A 16997-nucleotide genomic window follows, 5' to 3' on the forward strand; every position below is an offset into this window, starting at 1 on the left:
GCATCCGTTCGGCAGTCTCTTGAATGGATCTCGTGGCCGGAATGCCGTTTGAATACCTTCACTTGGAGGGGCCATGAGCTATCCTGCTGCCGCATCGGAACGATTGTTGTCCAGCCAGGCGCGCCGTCAAAACGCGTTGTCGCTGCTGTTTTTCCTATGCGCCGCATTCGCGTTCCTGCTGCGCTTTACGGTGTCGCCGCAGGTGATGAACATGGTCGTCGACTATACGGCCCAGGGAGGCTCGTTCTACGAGAAGCTGCATTTCGGCACTTACGCGATCTTCCTGCTGCTTGCTGTCGTTCTTTTCAGCCGACCGTTTCTGCTGCAGGGCGACGAAATTGGAATATTCAAGGCGTTGATGCGCTATTCGGTGCTGATGTTCGCGCTGGTGCCTTATCTGTTCATTACCGGCCGTGCGGGCTCCTCCGGGTTCATCATCGATACCTATCTGGTGGCCGGCGCCACAGGCCTGTTGATGCTGGCATTAAACGCGGAGTCGCGGCGGGCGCTGGGCGACGTAGTGCTTGGAATGGCCATCCTGAGCGCCGTGATCGGCACTATCGAAGCGGTGACTCAACATCGATTCCTGCCTTACGGCATCAACGAACTGCAGTTCAGGCCGATCGGCTTAGCGGCCCATCCGCTGTCACTAGGCGCGCTCTGCGCCACAGTCATCGGATTCGTACCGCTGACGCGCTGGCGCATATGGGTGCGGGTGGTGGCGATTTTCGTATTGGTCGTCGGTTGTGCTGCATCGGGCGCTCGCGCCGCGCTTCTGCTCGCTGCCGGAGAAATCCTCATTCTGCTGCTGTTCGTGCCTTGGCCGGGCCTGTCGCTCAAGTATGAGCGGCAGGCCAAATTTGTCGTGCTGATGTTCACTATGACAGGCGGCGCGGTGCTTGTTGCGATGCTGTTTGCTGGCGGTCTGCTGAACCGGTTCAGCAACACCATTTTCGACCAAAATTTTATGGCGCGGGTGACGATCTACCAGGTGTTCGGACTTGTCAGCTGGAAAGACATCCTGTTTGGCATGAACGGCGACGAACTCCTGGCGATCGTCAACGAGAAGCTGCATCTGCCGTTCATCGAGAGCGCGCCGGTGGTCATCGTCATGCTCTTCGGCCTGCCCATAGCCGTGCTCTTTACGGTGCTGATATTCTGGTTCGTTTTTCGGCTGCTGCGCGGGGCGCCGCTGCCCGCATGGATAGGCATCATCACCTTCCTGCTTGCTGCGCTGTCGAACAACGCGCTCTCATCAAAATCGCCTGAAATCGCGATTATTGTGGTGTTGCTGCTTGCCTATAGGAAGCAGCCCGATAGAGGCCAGCTCGAGAGCATGCCTTCGGCCGCTGCATCCCACCCAAACCCGGCCGGGTCTCGTTAAGCACGGACCTCGGATCCGGTCAGCCGGCGCTATCCACGACCTCGACATCGCCGGCGCGATTGAGCGTGTGGATACCCGCCCGCGCCCATGCCGGCCCCGGATCGATTGGGCGGGGCAGTTCAAAACGGACGTCGAAATCATTAAGCCGATCCAGCCGCATCAACCCCAGGCCACCGCCATAGGCTCTCGAGCCGTTTTGCACCGGCAGCAGCAAGGCGTCGCCCTGACGGATGAAAGCGCCGCCCGGCCGAGTGGCCGAGTGATCGACGGCGACGGGATTGAGCGCATGCGCTACCCAAGGCCCACGCAGCGCCGTGGCGGAATAGACGGTCATCGTGTCCGACGCGCTGCCGTGACCGAACCGCTCCGTCCCCAGCAACCAGAAGCGGCCGTCGGAATCTAGCAGCGTGGCGTCGTTGAAATCCCTGTCCGCGATCAGCACCGTATCGCGTACCCAGCGATCCGGAAACTGCACGGCACGGTAGAGCACCAGTTCGCGTGCCGTAGCGCTTTCAGGAATCATGAAAATTTCGCCGGAGTGGGCGAACACCTGCGGATATGACAGGTGATGCGCTTCCTCCAGCACCAACCTCGGCACGCCGAAAACGCCGTCGTCGCCAAGTTCAGCGACGGAAATCACGCCGCGGCCGGTGGCGTAGGGGAACTCCTCGACAAAAAGATAGTGGCGGCCGTCGCGTTCGAGAACGAACGGATCGGCGTAGAATCGCTGCCCGTCATCGGCAAGCACGGTGAACGGCTTGCCATCCAGCTGTCCGGTTTCGGCGACGCCTGGACCGTCGATCAGCCGGTAAGCAACCTGCCAATAGAAGGGGCGCCGGCCACGTCGCAGTTTTTGCACGGCACGGTCGACCAATCCCCTGCCGAAAAAGGGCAGATAGTGCCGGATAAATCCGCCTTTCTGCAGGGGTGGCGCCGGGCTCTCGGCAATCGGCGCAAGTTTGCCCGTGGAAAAGCGGGCGACACATTGGGCAATCAGGGAGATGGCGCCGGCGAGTAGCTCGTTGCTGCTGCGGGACAGCCAGAGCCGATCGCTGATCATCGGCCGCGCCCTGGCGATGGCAACGCCGTCGAGGCGGGCGGTGAGTTCGGGTAGCCGCCCGCTCGCCAGTATCTCGGTCATGCCTGCGGCAAAGCTGCTGCGGCCACAAAATTCGAGCGTCAGGACAGGCGTGCCCCGTCGTGCGGCGGTAGCGGTGAGATCGACTATAAGGTCGGCGGGGCCGGTATCGCCGGACGGCAACGGCTCGGAACGGCTTGCCAGTGAGGGGCCGAAGCGCCGGCCCTCGAGCGCCAGCACATTATCCATCCCGCGCGCGTTGGCTTCAGGCGTCGGCGCGCGGCAACTCGAGACAACGTGTCCAGCCGCGCTCAACCGCACCAGAAGCTCATTTTCCCAGCGCCGGGATGCGTCGGCGTGGCCGATGATTAAAATATTAGTCAATCCAATATATTCTCTTTCAAGACTACTACCATAGACTATTTGTCAGCCCGACCCTTTCACAAGAGTTAACCCGGGAGAACGCGGCCTTGGTTGTTAATCATATATTAAGAATTGAGATCACGAAGGCGTTTTCCGGCGCTATTATGGCTGTTGCGGACAATAGTCGGCATGTTTCGAGTGCTGCAGGCGGCCAGGATCAGCAATGAACGTCCTTTCACGTCCAAAACTGCCGTCCAGGCGGAAACTGCTGATCGTGTTCGGCACGAGGCCGGAGGCGCTCAAATGCTTTCCGGTGGCGCGCGCCGCCCTTGCTCATCCAGGCTTCATCACCGAAATATGCATCACCGCCCAGCATCGCGAGATGGTCGACCAGGTTGTCGAACTGACCGGCCTGCCGGTGCATCACGATCTCAACATCATGCAACCCGGCCAGTCGCTGTTCGACGTGACCTCGCGCGTGCTCTTGGGCATGGCCGAGGTGCTAGACAAGGCGAAGCCCGATATCGTCATGGTACAGGGCGACACCACCACGGCGATGGCCGCGGCTCTGGCTGCCTTCTACAAGCGCATCCCGGTCGCTCATGTCGAAGCAGGATTGCGCAGCCACAACATCAACTCGCCGTTTCCTGAAGAACTGAATCGCAAGATTGCCGGCGACATCGCCACCTGGCATTTTGCGCCGACCGTTCAGGCGCGCGACAACCTCATCGCCGAAGGAAAAGCCGAAAGCACTATCTTCGTGACCGGTAACACCGTGATCGACACGCTGTTGCATTTTTCAAGCGCGATCGATGCCGACAGGTTGATGAACGCGAAGCTCGCCGCCCGTTTCCCCTTCCTCGACTCTACGAAGAAAATGATCCTCGTCACCGGCCATCGCCGCGAGAATTTCGACGGCGGCATCCAGCGCATCTGTACGGCGTTGAAAGGATTGGCGGCGCGCGGAGACGTGCAGATCGTCTACCCTGTCCATCCAAACCCCAATGTGCGCTCGGTGGTCAACGCAGAGCTGGAAGGCGTGCCGAACATCCATCTGGTCGAGCCGCAGGACTATCTGCCGTTCCTGTATCTGCAGAAGCAGAGCTATCTGGTGCTTACCGATAGCGGCGGCGTGCAGGAAGAAGCGCCTTCGCTCGGCAAGCCGGTGCTGGTGATGCGCGAGAATACCGAGCGACCCGAGGGGATCGTGGCCGGCACCGCCCGCCTCGTCGGCACCGATGTCGAGAAAATCCTGTTCAACGCCAATCGCCTGCTCGACGATCAGGCTGCCTATCGCGGCATGGCGGAACGACACAACCCATATGGCGATGGCCGGGCCAGTAACCGGATTGTTGAGGAACTGCTGCATCATGGCTGAAATCAAAACCGTTTCCGTAATCGGCATGGGCTATATCGGCCTGCCGACCTGCGCCATTTTCGCCAGCCGAGGGCTCGACGTCATTGGCGTCGATGTGAACGGAGCGGTAGTCGAGAAAGTCAATCGCGGCGAAATCCACATCGTCGAGCCGGACCTTGACGGCCTGATCCAGAAGGTCGTGGCGAACGGCAAGCTCAAGGCCTACAGCACGCCGCAGCCGGCGGATGCGTATATCATCGCCGTGCCGACCCCGATGACCCACGACCATAGGCCGGACGTGACCTACGTGCTGGCGGCGGCACGAAGCATCGCCCCGGTGCTGAAGCGGGGAGACCTTGTTGTGTTGGAATCGACATCGCCGGTCGGCACGACACGCATCATGAACGGGCTGCTTGCCGAGTTGCGGCCTGACCTCAAATTTCCTGTCCTGCATGGCGAAGACGCCGATGTGCTGGTCGCCTATTCGCCCGAGCGCGTGCTGCCGGGAAAGGTGCTGACCGAGCTGATCAATAACGATCGCTCGATCGGCGGATTGTCCCGCAAATCGTCGGAACGGACCGCGGCACTCTATTCAACCTTCGTCACCGGCGACCTGTTCATGACGACGGCCGAAAGCGCTGAGCTGGTGAAACTTACCGAGAACGCGTTCCGCGACGTCAACATCGCCTTCGCCAATGAGCTTGCCGCAGTGTGTCAGGACCTGTCGCTCAATGTCTGGGAAGTGATCGATCTCGCCAATCGGCACCCTCGCGTGAACATCCTCCAGCCGAGCCCGGGCGTTGGCGGTCACTGCATTGCGGTCGATCCATATTTTATCATCGACGCCGCACCCAACAGCACGCGGCTGATGGCTTCCGCACGCCGGATCAATTCCGAGCGGCCCATGTCGGTGGTCAGGGATATCGAGGCCTTGCTCGACCCCTCCCGCAAACAAACGATCGCCTGTCTTGGCCTCAGCTTCAAAGCCAATATCGACGATTTGCGCGAGAGCCCGGCCGTCGAGGTGGTGAAGCTTCTGTCCGATAACCCCAATGTGAAGATCATTGCGGCTGAACCCAACACAAATGCGCTGCCGCATGAACTCGAGGGCAGGGGCATCGTGTTCACCGACGCACTTTCGGCCATCGACAAGTCCGATATCGTCGTCCTCCTGGTCGACCATCGGCAGTTCAATCTGGTAGACCCCGAAGCGCTCAAGGACAAGAAGCTCGTCGATACAAGGGGCCTATGGACCTGGCGCAAGGCACGCAAGCCCGACGCCCGTATCGAAGGCAAGAAACCAGAAGTCGCACAAGTGACGCTCGCAAGGGAGCAGGCTGCATGAACGCGCACGACCCGGCTTGGGCGCAGCATTCCCTGTTGGCATCACGGCGCCGGGAGTTCCTTGGCGCACCGATCCATGCGCTGACCATGGCCGAGACGCTGGCCATCGCCGACGAGGCGATGACCGTGCGGCGGCCGCTGCATCATGTGGTCGTGAATGTCGCCAAGCTGGTGACCATGCGCCAGAATGCCGAACTGCGCGAGGATGTTGCAGGGGCGGACGTGGTCAATGTCGACGGGATCGGCGTGCTTTGGGGCGCACGTCTGTGTGGCGTCGCGCTGCCCGAGCGGGTGGCGGGCGTCGACATCATGATCAATCTGCTGAGCCTCTGCGCGAAGCGTGGGTTCAGGCCCTATCTGCTGGGGGCCGAACAGCACGTTCTCGACGCGGTTGTAGCGAGACTTGCCAAGGACCATCCGAGCCTGGTCATAGCGGGGATGCGCAACGGCTATTTCAAGCCGGAGGATGAGGCCGGGATCGTCGCGGCGATCAACGCGTCGGGCGCCGACTGCCTGCTGGTGGCCATGCCGACACCGCGTAAGGAGCGATTTCTCAAGCGCTACCGCGACGAACTCGCCGCAAGCTTCGTGATGGGCGTGGGCGGCAGTTTCGATGTCTATGGCGGCAAGGTTGCCCGTGCGCCGAGGCTGATACAAGCAGCCGGCCTGGAGTGGCTGTTCCGCGTGGTCCAGGAGCCGCGACGCTTGTGGCGCCGCTACTACGACACCAACACTGCCTATGCCGGGCTGCTGTGCCGGGAGTTCTGGGAGCGTCGCTGGCGCCGAAACGCCGGTTTATAGGTTCGCGTTCACCCATAAAACAGGCGTGGCCGTGGGAGCGACGTTCGAACTCCCGAGACTAAGGCCGTGACTTGGAAAACGGCGCTTAACATTGGGTTATCTGAGTGTCACGATCGTAGATGCCGGTCTCCGAATCATGGCCTCTCAAATATCAAGGTAAGCGCCCGCCTTGCGGCATGTTGCAGCCGGGGGCGCGTCACCCTTTCGGACTTAGATTACGGGTTAGGATCGCGAAGGCTGTTCCAGGCCGGAGCGCTTTCCAACGCCGCATAGTTCCCCATTGCGATCTCCTGGACTATTTTCATTAGTGCTCCGCCAGCCGCGCGCAAGTGACCCGCCCACGCTTATCCGCCGTACGCCCGCCCCGGCAATCTGCTCAAACGTGAGACCGGAAACACCTTGGCCGAGGACATGATTGACCGGCACGCTGACAGAGCTGCAAATCTGCTCGAGAGACGCCAGATCCGGGACACCCGGCGCATACAGCACCTCAGCGCCAAGAGCTTCGAAGGCCTTTAGGCGGCGAATCGCCTCGTCGAGACCATACACGCCTTTACCCACCCCATCGGCGCGGGCGGTGAGCACGATGTCGTATTTTCGAGCAGCTGCAACCGCCGCCGCTACACGTGCCACCGCAGCATCAAAAATCGCGTATTGGCTGGCCAGGCTTTGGTTGTCGATCTTCGATCGAAAGTCCAGCCAATCCCGCTTCGGCGGCAAGCCGGACGGTTTCAGCCACGCCTTCTGGTGTGTCTTCATAACAATCTTCCAAATCGGCAGTGACCGGCACGGTCGTCGAGGCGGCGATCTCGGCGGCATATGCCAAGCTTTCGTCGCGGCCGACTTCCTTTGCTCCGTCCTTCTTTCCCTTCAAGAAGGCGTAACCCGAAGATGTTGTCGCAAGCGCCCTAAAACCCAGACCAGCCATCATTCGCGCGCCGGCTACGTCCCATGGGTTTGGGATCAGGAAGCAGCCGGATTTATGAAGAACGCGAAATTGTTCAACCTTCTTGGATCGAGAAATCACGCTGCCCCCTCAGACTTGGAAAAAAAGCCGGGTTCGACTAAATGCCGATGATTGCAGCTTTTCAATCGTCCGTTTTTCCGCCGAGCGCGACGTGCGGACCACTATGGCGCCTCCTCTCATGACCCGAACACCCGGAGATTGAATGTCCGGTATGCAAGAGCCCGTCTCCGGCAAGGTACACCATGTGTTGTAAGCCTCGGAAATACCCGCTTACAGATCGCTTATGCGCCTACGCGATCCGTAGCCGCGCCCGCAGCTGGGCGAGGAATTGCGTCGCTGCCACAGGGTGGAATAGCGAGGTCAGCCCGAAGAAAACCGCAGCTCCGGCGGTGCCGCCGGCGATGAGCGAGAAGATTGCCGGCACATCGCCGGCCACCATGCTGGCAAGCTTGGCGGCCACCCCTGTGCTGAGCGAGATGATTGCCGAAACGCCAATGTCGCGCCACGGCACCGGCACCGGCGTGAGCCGTTCGCTGATGATGATGCAGGTTATGGAGCCCACCACCGAGCCGCCCGCAAGCGCCAAAGCGGCGCCGATCTCCGCCATCGAAGGGATCAATAGCAGAGACAATGCGATTGTTGCCGCCGAGCCGAAGAGATTGGCGATGATCAGCAGCCACGGCCGTTTGTGCGCGTGCACCACGACGCCATAGACGAAGCTGGTGAGGTTGGCACACAGCACGCTGAAGGCGATGATCGGAAACAGCAGGCCGAAGCGGCCGTGATATTGCGAGGGCAGCATGAGCTCAGTGATATCGCTGCTGAGCGCGACCAGCATAGCTGCAATCGGCAGGCAAAGCCGCATCATCAAGGCCATCAACTGCGATAGCAACCGACCCGATGCGGCGGGCCCGTCCTCGTCGAACCGGCTGACCACCTCGGGAAAGGCGCCCATGTTGATGGCGTTAGCGATCATGTCGATCGGTTGGCGGGCCAGCGCATAGGCTGCGGCGAAGATCGCCACAGCGCTGGCATCGTAATAGAACTTGAGGAACAGACGCTCCGCGCTGTTGAGCCCGAAGCCAACCAGCGCCATGATGATCAGCGGCACACCGAGCGCAAAGAAGTCTCTGTGGGTGAAGCGCGGCGGACCGGTAACGACGCGTCGGGATGCCATGATGCCCGCCACGATGCCGGCAATCAAGGCGCCGAGGCTCGAGCCGAGCGATACCGTCAGAAAGCTATCCTGGAAGATAAGGATGGCGCCGATCGGCAGCGCGAGTTGCAGCAGGGCACGCAGGGCTTCGAGCATCGAATAGACCGAGTGGCGCTGCTGCATCTGCAGCACCGTCAACGCGAAGCGGCTGATGGATCCGGCGACGAGATAGCCGCAGACCGCGATCGCGAACTCGACCCAGCGTTCCGGCACGACCACCGCCGACGCGCCTACCGATATGACCAGCGCCAGTGCCGTGGTGGCAAGCAACACCTGCCCGGCCAGCATCAGGCTGCCGCGGCTGACTTCGCCCTTGCCGCCAAGCCTGAGCAACGCGATGCGCAGCCAGTTGGTGACGGCAATGTCGGTCATTTCGCCGACGGTCACCACCAGAGTGAGCAGGCCATACTCGGTCTGGTCGATCAAACGCGTCACGACGACCAGCAGGAGCAACGCCGAGATTCGCGTCAGCAGGATCGCCGGAGCATAAATGAGCGTGGAACGGAGCAGCAAAGGCGTGTCCCTGGAAAATTCACCTTCGACTAGCCGCCGATTGGCGGAAAATCCAGCGCGATGACGGCGAAGGGTGAACAGATTCAGTTTGAACTAAAAGATTTGCCGTAAACCTTATCGGGAACGTTTGCTTTGCAGTTACCCGGTCTGTGTTATTTAGAGTACCATCATGTTGCAGCGCCTCATATCCGATCGAAAAATACATGTCCTGGTCGCGACGCCGTCGGGCGTTTCGGGCCAGGGCGGCATCGACCGCATCATGGGGGCGCTGAAGCAGGAGTTCGAACGGCAAGAAGTCACCGACATCGATGTGCGCTTCCTTGCCAGTCGTGGCTCGGGGCATGTCGGACTTTCGATCTTCTATATGCTCGGCTTTTGCTTGCGGATGCTTAAAGCGCGTCTGGCTGGACGCGCCGATGTCGTTCATATCAACATCTCAGTCTCCGGCAGCACCTATCGCAAGATGGTGATCGCCGCCTGCGCACGGCTGCTGTCGATACCCTATGTCCTGCATTTGCACGGGGCGCAGTATCAGACATTCTGGAAAGACGATCACGGGTTCATAAGCCGCCGTATCAAAGCTCTGTTCGAGCATGCCGATCGGGTGATCGTTTTGGGCAGGCTTTGGCGCGATTTCGTCGCCAGCCGGGCGCCAGGCGCTGCCGGCAATATCGTGATCGTGCCCAATGCGACCGAAGTCCCGTCGCTGGCGCACGTCGGTGGCGGCGGCCACGTGCATATCCTGTTCCTGGGTCGTATCGGCGACCGCAAGGGCGTACCGCAATTGTTGGACGCGCTGCACCGCATGAACCCCGTCAAGAACTGGCGCGCCACGATTGCCGGCGATGGCGAAATCGATGCGGCACGGGCAAAATCGGCCGGGCTAGGGATCGCAGACCGGATCGCCTTTCCGGGTTGGGTGGGACCCGACGATGTCGCGTCGCTGATCTCTTTCGCGGATATTCTGGTTCTTCCCTCCTTCGCCGAAAACCTGCCTATGTCGGTGATCGAAGGCATGGCAGCCGGTTTGGCGGTGGTGGCAACCCCGGTTGGCGCGGTCGAAGACATAATTACCGACGGGCAATCCGGGCTGCTGGTGCCGCCAGGCGATGTTACTGCGTTGACCGACGCGCTGGGCCGCCTCGTGGAGAGCCCAGCACTGAGGGCGAGGCTTGGTGCCGGTGCCATGGCCGTGCATCGGGAACGGCTTGAACTCGCCCCGTTTGTCGGCGCAATCTGCGATGTCTGGCGGTCGGCGGCGTCAAGCCGTCAACCGGTCAAGCGCTGAGGCTGATGATCGCGGCGGCGCCTCAAGCCCGAATTCGCGGTGGAATATCTCCAAATTCAACAGCGCCCATATCAGCTTTTCGTGGTCTGCGGCACCTGTGGTGTGTTCCGAGACGATTTGATCAAGCTGTTTCGGGCTCAAATAGCTGCGAATGACGGAGTTAGGCGAGCAAAGGTGGTCGTGCACGTAGTTCCTCATCGACCCCCGAAACCATTCGGCGACGGGCACCTTGAATCCGATCTTGCGGCGGTTGAGAATTTCCTCCGGAAGTATGTTGGCCATGCTGCTGCGCAAGATCAGCTTACCCTTCCGCCAACCCACCTTGTAGCGATCGGGCAATTTGCTGACGAACGCAACCAGATCGCGATCGAGGAACGGCATTCTTCCTTCGATTGAACCGGCCATCATCATCCGGTCGCCTCGTTCCAGGAGATTGTCGGGCAACCACGATGTCTGATCGAAAAATAGCGCGCGGCGAAGATGGGATGCTGTCGCGCTTGAGGAAAACGGTAAGTTGTTGCGTCCATTGCGGCAATTGGCCGGCGCACCGATGAGGCGACTGTGTTCCTGCTCTGTCATGGCTCCAAACCAGGAGATCATCCGGGTGGCAAAGTCCCTTTCACCCGCGCTTCGGGCAAATGTATCGAACTTGGCCGATGCGCCAGGCATGGCACGTATCAAAGGGGCGAGGAGGTTGTTGTGGAGCAAGACTGGAACGAGCGACCGGTAGATTCCAGCCAGTGACTCTGCGCGATGTTTGGGATACCCGCCGAGAACCTCGTCTGCCCCTTCACCTGTGAGCACCATCTTGACGTCCTGTGAGGCTCGCTCCGACATCAGGTAAATCGGAATGTCCGAACTTTGTGAAACGGGCGCCCCCAGATGGCGAATCAACTTCGGCAGGTGGTCAATCAGGTCGTCCGCTTCTATGACCAGTTCGCAATGATCGGTCTTGAAATGATCGGCGACGCGTCGGGCGAATGGAAGTTCACTATAGGCCGGTTCGCTGAAACCGACCGAAAATGTGCGGATGGGCTTGTCGCTGTGCTTGGTCATCAGGGCGACGATTGCTGACGAGTCGAGGCCTCCGGAGAGAAAGGCGCCGAAAGGTGCATCGCTGCGCATTCTGATCTCGACGGAATGGTCGAGCAGTTCCAGAAATCGTCGCTTGGCGGTTTCGTGGTCGATGTCCTCGGTCAGGTCCGTTTGATCTGGAGGCGTATAATAGCGCGTTTCCGTCACAGTCCCTTGCGACCAAACGGCATAGCTTCCGGGGTTGAGCTTGCGGATTTGTTTAAAAAGCGTGCGCGGTCCAGGCACGTAACGCCAGCGCAGGTACTCGTGCACAGCGTCCAAATCGAGTTGCTGCGCATTTGGCTGCGATGACAACAACGCGTTGATCTCTGAGGCAAAGGACAGCAGTTTTTCGCTCTGCATGAGGTAAAGGGGCTTTTTGCCGAACGGATCACGGGCGAGGATCAATTCGTGCCTCTGAGCATCCCAGAGCGCAAAAGCGAACATGCCGCTCAACCGTTCGAACATGGACAAGTGCCACTGATCATAAGCTCTGAGCAGCACCTCGGTATCGGAGCGCGTTCGAAAATGATGACCGAGGCCGATCAGTTCCTGGCGCAGCTCGATATAGTTGTATATTTCGCCGTTGAAAGTTATTCTGAGATGGCCGTCCTCGATATGCATCGGCTGATTTGACTCTGGCGCTAAGTCAATAATCGCCAGGCGGCGATGGACCAATGCCAATTGTTCCTCGCCAGTATTCAAGTCCAAGAACTCGATGCCTTCGGCATCGGGACCGCGATGCCGCAATGCATTTGACATTCTGGCGGCCCGCTCTTGTGGATTCTCGGCCCTTCGGCCGATCCACCCGGCAATTCCACACATTGTTCCCCCTAGGCGCGCGTATTCCTCACTCCAGTACAACAAATGTATTAAACACTTCGTGGCTAACAGATCGAGCCGCGAGGGAAAACTGCCACAGGCCGTTCTCGATCCAACCTGGCGTTGAGAGGATCGAAGTTGACGGCTGCTCATCCGCGACGAGAACTGACGGCAATTAGGGCAGGCCCAGTGCCTGCAGCATCTCCGGGTCGGGCACCGGGGGGCCATCGGGCCGGATGAGGCTCATCCCATAGCGATTGGAGAACTCCCAGACAGACCATGGGATCGCGAAGCGTTCGGCCTCTCGGCGCACCGCCTTGAGATAGCGCGAACGGTCGGCCTCGAAGGCGCCCATGCGGCCGTCCGCTGACATGAGGATAGCGCCGAATTCGCCCATGAAGAGCCGCCGGCTTGGAATGCCATGGCCTTCAGCCCAGCCGACGGCCTGACGAAAGCTCGTCTCGAGTTGGCTCTGCCCCCAGTTCTGCTCGAAATATTTCGCTACTGCTTCGCGCGCGGTGGCCATGTTCATCATCTGCTCGACCCTGCTCAAGCCGGCAGCTTCCATCCGCGCCCTAAGGGTTTCGGTCACCACTTCGGGTGTACTGCTGTCGGCAGGCCAGGGAAGTCCCGGAACAAAGCTGTTTGTGTCGTCGGGCCGCTGGTGGGTGAAGCTGTGCGGCTCATACATATGGAAGCTGTAATAGAGGTTTGGGTCATCAAAGTCGGGGCTGAGGTTGACCAGTCCGGCAATGCTGCCGCCGCAGGCGCCGGTCGCAACGATGGTGAGTTCGCTGCTGACCGCTCGAATGTCGTGGACGGTCCCCGCCATGATCCGCTGCCAGTCATCGCTGCCGCTTGGATCGCAAGGGTAATATGCTGGCTCGTTGTAAGGTTCGAGGGCGACTTTGTCGGTGCCTATCTTGACCAGCATGGCGGCGACCGCCACAACCATCTGGCGGTAGCCGGCGACGCCCTCGCTGTCGGCGCCGCCGTAGATCATCTCCATGCTGTAGTCCGGAACCTGAGTGACGCCATGCAGGTCGAAAACCACCTTGAGGCCGGTCGACGTGATCCGCTCGACGGCGGCGGCAAGTATGTCCAGCGCCTGCTGCCGCCTGGCGCCCTCGCTGGCAAGCAGAGGGCCGGGATCGACGCTCAGCCGGACGAAGTCGAAGCCCATCGATCGGATGTGGGCAAACACCTCCCCGGCCGGCCAATCGGTGAACGGCCTGCTTCCCGCAAGCCACTCCTTTTCGCTGCGATAGGGCGGCCAAACGTAGGTTCCGTCTTTCTCCACCGGCGACCAGTTGAGCCACTCATGCACGCCAACGCCGCGCTTGAGAGGGATGGGCGCTGCCTCGGCCGCCATAACCAAGGCGAGCACCCAGGCAACAACACACACCGCTTTTCTCATCGCTCTCTCCGCATGGTCGCCGGAGATATTAACCGCAACGAACGGGAAAAAAGATTGCCGGCGCGCAGCTTTTCGACGGCATGGTATACAAGGACCGAAACGTTGACGGGGCGTGCATGAGAATCGGCTGGTACATCAACCGATTGCGCAGCATGGGACCGGCCGAGGTGTTGCACCGGCTGAGCGAGCAACGTCGAAGGATCGCGTCGCGCCGCCGCGATGATGGGTGGGAGCGCTATCCATCGCCGCAGTTGCACCCGGTGCTGCCGGGATTTCGCCACGCTGTGCTGGCAGCGACCGACGCTAAACGGCAAGCCATAGCGGCGGCCGCGCAAGAGACGCTTCAGGGCCGGTTTTCGGCACTCGGGCGGACATGGCCAAAGCGCGAGCCCGATGTTTTGTTTCCTGCTGAGCTTTGGCGTCTTGATCCGGTGACCGGCAGGCTTTGGCCTGGCTCCGAGGCTCATACTTTCGACATCGATTTTCGCCATGGCGGCGACCTTGGCGATATAAAATATGTCTGGGAAATCAACCGGCTGCAGCAATTGCCGCCACTGGCTGCACACCTGCTCCTCAGCGAGGACAATCGGTCCCGGAGGGCCATTGAGGTGGCAATCGGCAGTTGGCATTCCGCCAATCCGCCGTTCCGAGGCATTGGCTGGGCGTCCGGCATCGAGGTAGCGCTGCGAGCCATCAGCCTGATCGTCACCCTGGACCTCGTTGGCGACCGGCTTGACCCGACGACCCTGCGGAAAGCCGGTGAGATACTCGCGGCAAGCGCCTATTGGCTGCCGCGGTTTCCATCGCGATATTCCTCCGCCAACAACCATCTCGTCGCAGAATTGGCTGGCGAATATCTGGTCGGCCTGGCGCTCGGGGCCGAATCCGAAATCGCCCACGGCGCCCTCCTGAATGAGACGCACAAGCAGATACTCGCCGACGGCGCCGGTGCCGAGCAAACGCCGACCTACGCAGCCTTCAGCGCCGAACTCATCTTGCTGTGCGCCGCCGCGGCACGCCAGGCGGGAACGCCGTTTCCCCACGCTGTCGAAGCGCGTCTGGGTGCCTTCGCCAATTTCGTCGGCTGGCTGCCACTGAAAGCCGCCCGCTTCGGCGACGACGATGAGGGCCGCGTGCTGAAGCTGGGGGACGAGCCGAACTATATCCGATCCGTCGCGGCCGCCATCCAAAGCTTACTGGGGACGCCGGGCAACGCGCCGGGGCCCGACGACTTTCGTTCGCTTTTCTTTGGTGCGCCGTCGGGCCCGGCACCGGCGGTGCATGGCTTGCAGACATTCGCGCGAGGTGGGCTCTCCGTCTGGCGCGGAGCAATGAATGGCCGCGATGTCGAACTGACGTTCGACCATGGGCCGCTCGGCTATCTCTCGATAGCGGCGCACGGCCATGCCGACGCGCTGTCGCTCACCCTGTGCATCGACGGTGAGCCGGTGCTGGTCGATCCGGGCACCTGGCTCTACGGTTCGGGAGGCGCATGGCGCGACTGGTTCCGCTCCACGCCGGCGCACAACACGCTGAACATCGAGGGTAAAAACCAAAGCACCATCGCTGGGAATTTCAACTGGTCGCACAAGGCAGTTGCGACGCTGGTGGACAGCGAGCCTGGAACGCACTGGAGGCTGTGTGGCCGGCACGACGGCTATAGAAGCCGCTTCGGCGTCATGCATCAGCGCACTTTGGCGCGCCAGGCCGATGGCATCCTCATCACCGACCAACTGCTCAGCGGCAAGCATCAGTCCGAGATCGTCTTCCAACTGGCCGCCGGCCTCCATACCGACCGGCATGAAAACACGGTCACGGTGTTGCGCGGCGACGAGGCGCTATTGGCCATCCGCTTTCCTGATGCCGCGCTCGATATCCGCGCCGGCGGTGACATGCCGGGGCAAGGCGGTTGGGTTTCACTGCGTTTTGGCACCAGGCAGCAAGCCGAACGCCTCGCCTGGCACGGTGAAGTGGGCGAAGCTGGAATCCATATCCATCTTGCCCCAATTCACCCGCCGCAACGGCAAAAACCGGCGCCAACGTAGAGTTGCCGGGCGAGTTCCAGCCGTATTCGACATTAATTACGTTTGGACATTTAGCGGTTTCGTTACCGTTGATCTGCTAGTCTCGCATCATCCAGCCTGCTTTGCCCGCTGCGCCCGCAACAGCCACTGGTTGCAGGCGGCGTAGCAGGTGTGGCGGGGATTTCGTGCTTTGCAATTCGCCCCAGGAGCCGCTGCAACGATGTTTTCCGAATTTGCCAGAGCGATTGTGGAAAAGCTTTCGAACGTCAATCTGACCACGCTCGGCCTGCTTCTCCTCACCGCACTGGGCAGCGCGGTGATCGCCTACTGGCGAACTGCCGAACATAAGTCCCTCAGGGACTTTTTCGACTTCGCCTTCCCGGCGGAAGTCATCCTGCACCCGTCGGCGCGAGCCGACGCCCTGTTCTGGATCACGAAACGGGCGATGATGCCTTTCCTGCTCATTCCTGCCGGCGTCACCTTCGTCGTCGCGGTGGGCTACGGCACACGCGAGGCAATCGGCTGGCTCCTTAACATCCACGCGCCGCTTCTCGGCGGCCCGGCGGGACCGATGACGATCGTCATCTTCACCGCAACCATGCTGGTCGCCTATGATATTTCCTACTACCTCTACCACGTCGCCCAGCACCGCTTTCCGTTCCTGTGGGAATTGCACAAGGTGCATCATTCGGCCGAGGTGATGGTGGGGATCACCAAGGACCGGGTTCATCCGCTGGACGATCTGATGAACCGTATGTGGGATGGCGTCATCCCGGGCATCTGCTTCGGCATCTGGAGCCTCATTGCACTCGATCCGGTAGAGATCGCTATCTTCGGCATCAACGTCTACGTCATCCGCAACATCCTGATGATGGATTTTGTTCGCCATACGCATCTCAAGATCTCGTTCGGCCCGTTGAACAACATCATCTTGTGTCCGCACTGGCACCAGGTGCATCACAGCATCGACCCACGTCATTATGACAAGAATTTCGGCCTGCTTTTTTCGTTCTGGGATCGTCTGTTCGGAACGCAATTTGTCCCGGAACCGGATGAAGACCTGAAATTTGGCCTGATCGATCGCGATGTGCGCGATTATCAGTCGCTCTTTGGGCTCTACATCCTGCCGCTCAAGAAGATGGCAAGGCATGTCATGCGACTGTTTCACAGGCGGCCCAATGTGGTCGCGCAGCCACAGGACAGTTCTCCTTCATGAACACCGCTGTTTCCATCGACGTCTTAGGCGCGGAGCGCCTGGAAATCGTCCGTTCGGCGGATCGCCTGGCTGCGGTCGAAGCCGCTTGGATGGACCTTTGGCATCGTACCGACGGGCTGATCTTTCAAAGCCA

13 protein-coding genes are annotated in these 16997 nt (G+C 60.5%); 7 read left to right on the forward strand and 6 right to left on the reverse strand.

Annotated features, from left to right (window positions below; translation table 11 throughout):
- Window positions 1–73 precede the first annotated feature (73 nt).
- Window positions 74–1384: a VpsF family polysaccharide biosynthesis protein gene (locus NKH71_RS13580; protein WP_023720699.1), complete on the forward strand. Its 1311-nt coding sequence runs from the start codon at window positions 74–76 to the stop codon at window positions 1382–1384.
- Between the two features lie 19 nt (window positions 1385–1403).
- On the opposite strand, the gene NKH71_RS13585 is transcribed toward NKH71_RS13580, so the two are convergent.
- The gene (locus tag NKH71_RS13585; protein ID WP_352788065.1) at window positions 1404–2711 is read right to left on the reverse strand and encodes a glucosamine inositolphosphorylceramide transferase family protein; all 1308 of its coding nucleotides are present in this window, start codon (window positions 2709–2711) and stop codon (window positions 1404–1406) included.
- Window positions 2712–3048: 337 nt separating this feature from the next.
- Between NKH71_RS13585 and wecB the strand changes: the two genes are divergently transcribed.
- Genes wecB through NKH71_RS13600 form a run of 3 tightly spaced genes read left to right on the forward strand, consistent with a single transcriptional unit; the run spans window position 3049 to window position 6327 of the window.
- Window positions 3049–4203: a non-hydrolyzing UDP-N-acetylglucosamine 2-epimerase gene (gene wecB, locus NKH71_RS13590; RefSeq protein ID WP_023720696.1), complete on the forward strand. Its 1155-nt coding sequence runs from the start codon at window positions 3049–3051 to the stop codon at window positions 4201–4203.
- Window positions 4196–5527 (forward strand): UDP-N-acetyl-D-mannosamine dehydrogenase, encoded by a 1332-nt coding sequence (gene wecC / locus NKH71_RS13595; protein WP_023720695.1) that lies wholly within the window; start codon window positions 4196–4198, stop codon window positions 5525–5527. The genes wecB and wecC overlap by 8 nt, the downstream gene beginning before the upstream one ends.
- On the forward strand, window positions 5524–6327 hold the full coding sequence (locus NKH71_RS13600) for a WecB/TagA/CpsF family glycosyltransferase (RefSeq protein WP_023720694.1): 804 nt from the start codon (window positions 5524–5526) through the stop codon (window positions 6325–6327). Before wecC ends, NKH71_RS13600 begins: the two co-directional genes overlap by 4 nt.
- Before the next feature lie 222 nt (window positions 6328–6549).
- On the opposite strand, the gene NKH71_RS13605 is transcribed toward NKH71_RS13600, so the two are convergent.
- From NKH71_RS13605 to NKH71_RS13615, 3 genes are all read right to left on the reverse strand, one after another.
- A complete protein-coding gene (locus NKH71_RS13605; protein WP_352494485.1) occupies window positions 6550–7086 on the reverse strand; it encodes an isocitrate lyase/phosphoenolpyruvate mutase family protein in 537 nt (178 codons plus the stop codon).
- Window positions 6968–7354 (reverse strand): isocitrate lyase/phosphoenolpyruvate mutase family protein, encoded by a 387-nt coding sequence (locus NKH71_RS13610; RefSeq protein ID WP_352788068.1) that lies wholly within the window; start codon window positions 7352–7354, stop codon window positions 6968–6970. The genes NKH71_RS13605 and NKH71_RS13610 overlap by 119 nt, the downstream gene beginning before the upstream one ends.
- A gap of 229 nt (window positions 7355–7583) precedes the next feature.
- Window positions 7584–9023 carry a lipopolysaccharide biosynthesis protein gene (locus tag NKH71_RS13615; protein ID WP_352494483.1) on the reverse strand — a complete coding sequence of 480 codons (1440 nt, stop codon included), beginning with the start codon at window positions 9021–9023 and terminating at the stop codon, window positions 7584–7586.
- 169 nt (window positions 9024–9192) lie between these two features.
- Here NKH71_RS13615 and NKH71_RS13620 point away from each other — a divergent pair, with 169 nt between their 5' ends.
- The gene (locus NKH71_RS13620) at window positions 9193–10311 is read left to right on the forward strand and encodes a glycosyltransferase family 4 protein (RefSeq protein ID WP_023720691.1); all 1119 of its coding nucleotides are present in this window, start codon (window positions 9193–9195) and stop codon (window positions 10309–10311) included.
- Here NKH71_RS13620 and asnB read toward each other — a convergent pair.
- Both asnB and NKH71_RS13630 read right to left on the reverse strand, forming a co-directional pair.
- Window positions 10285–12210: an asparagine synthase (glutamine-hydrolyzing) gene (gene asnB / locus NKH71_RS13625; protein WP_352895117.1), complete on the reverse strand. Its 1926-nt coding sequence runs from the start codon at window positions 12208–12210 to the stop codon at window positions 10285–10287. The two genes, NKH71_RS13620 and asnB, sit on opposite strands and share 27 nt — an antisense overlap.
- A gap of 172 nt (window positions 12211–12382) precedes the next feature.
- The gene (locus NKH71_RS13630; RefSeq protein ID WP_352895118.1) at window positions 12383–13624 is read right to left on the reverse strand and encodes a glycoside hydrolase family 5 protein; all 1242 of its coding nucleotides are present in this window, start codon (window positions 13622–13624) and stop codon (window positions 12383–12385) included.
- 116 nt (window positions 13625–13740) lie between these two features.
- Here NKH71_RS13630 and NKH71_RS13635 point away from each other — a divergent pair, with 116 nt between their 5' ends.
- Complete coding sequence (locus tag NKH71_RS13635; protein ID WP_352788076.1) at window positions 13741–15669, forward strand: heparinase II/III family protein; 1929 nt, start codon at window positions 13741–13743, stop codon at window positions 15667–15669.
- Between the two features lie 199 nt (window positions 15670–15868).
- The gene (locus NKH71_RS13640) at window positions 15869–16864 is read left to right on the forward strand and encodes a sterol desaturase family protein (RefSeq protein ID WP_352788079.1); all 996 of its coding nucleotides are present in this window, start codon (window positions 15869–15871) and stop codon (window positions 16862–16864) included.
- Window positions 16865–16997: the final 133 nt, after the last annotated feature.

Origin of the sequence: Mesorhizobium sp. M0983, assembly GCF_040318975.1 — a bacterium.
In the GTDB taxonomy this organism is placed as follows: domain Bacteria; phylum Pseudomonadota; class Alphaproteobacteria; order Rhizobiales; family Rhizobiaceae; genus Mesorhizobium.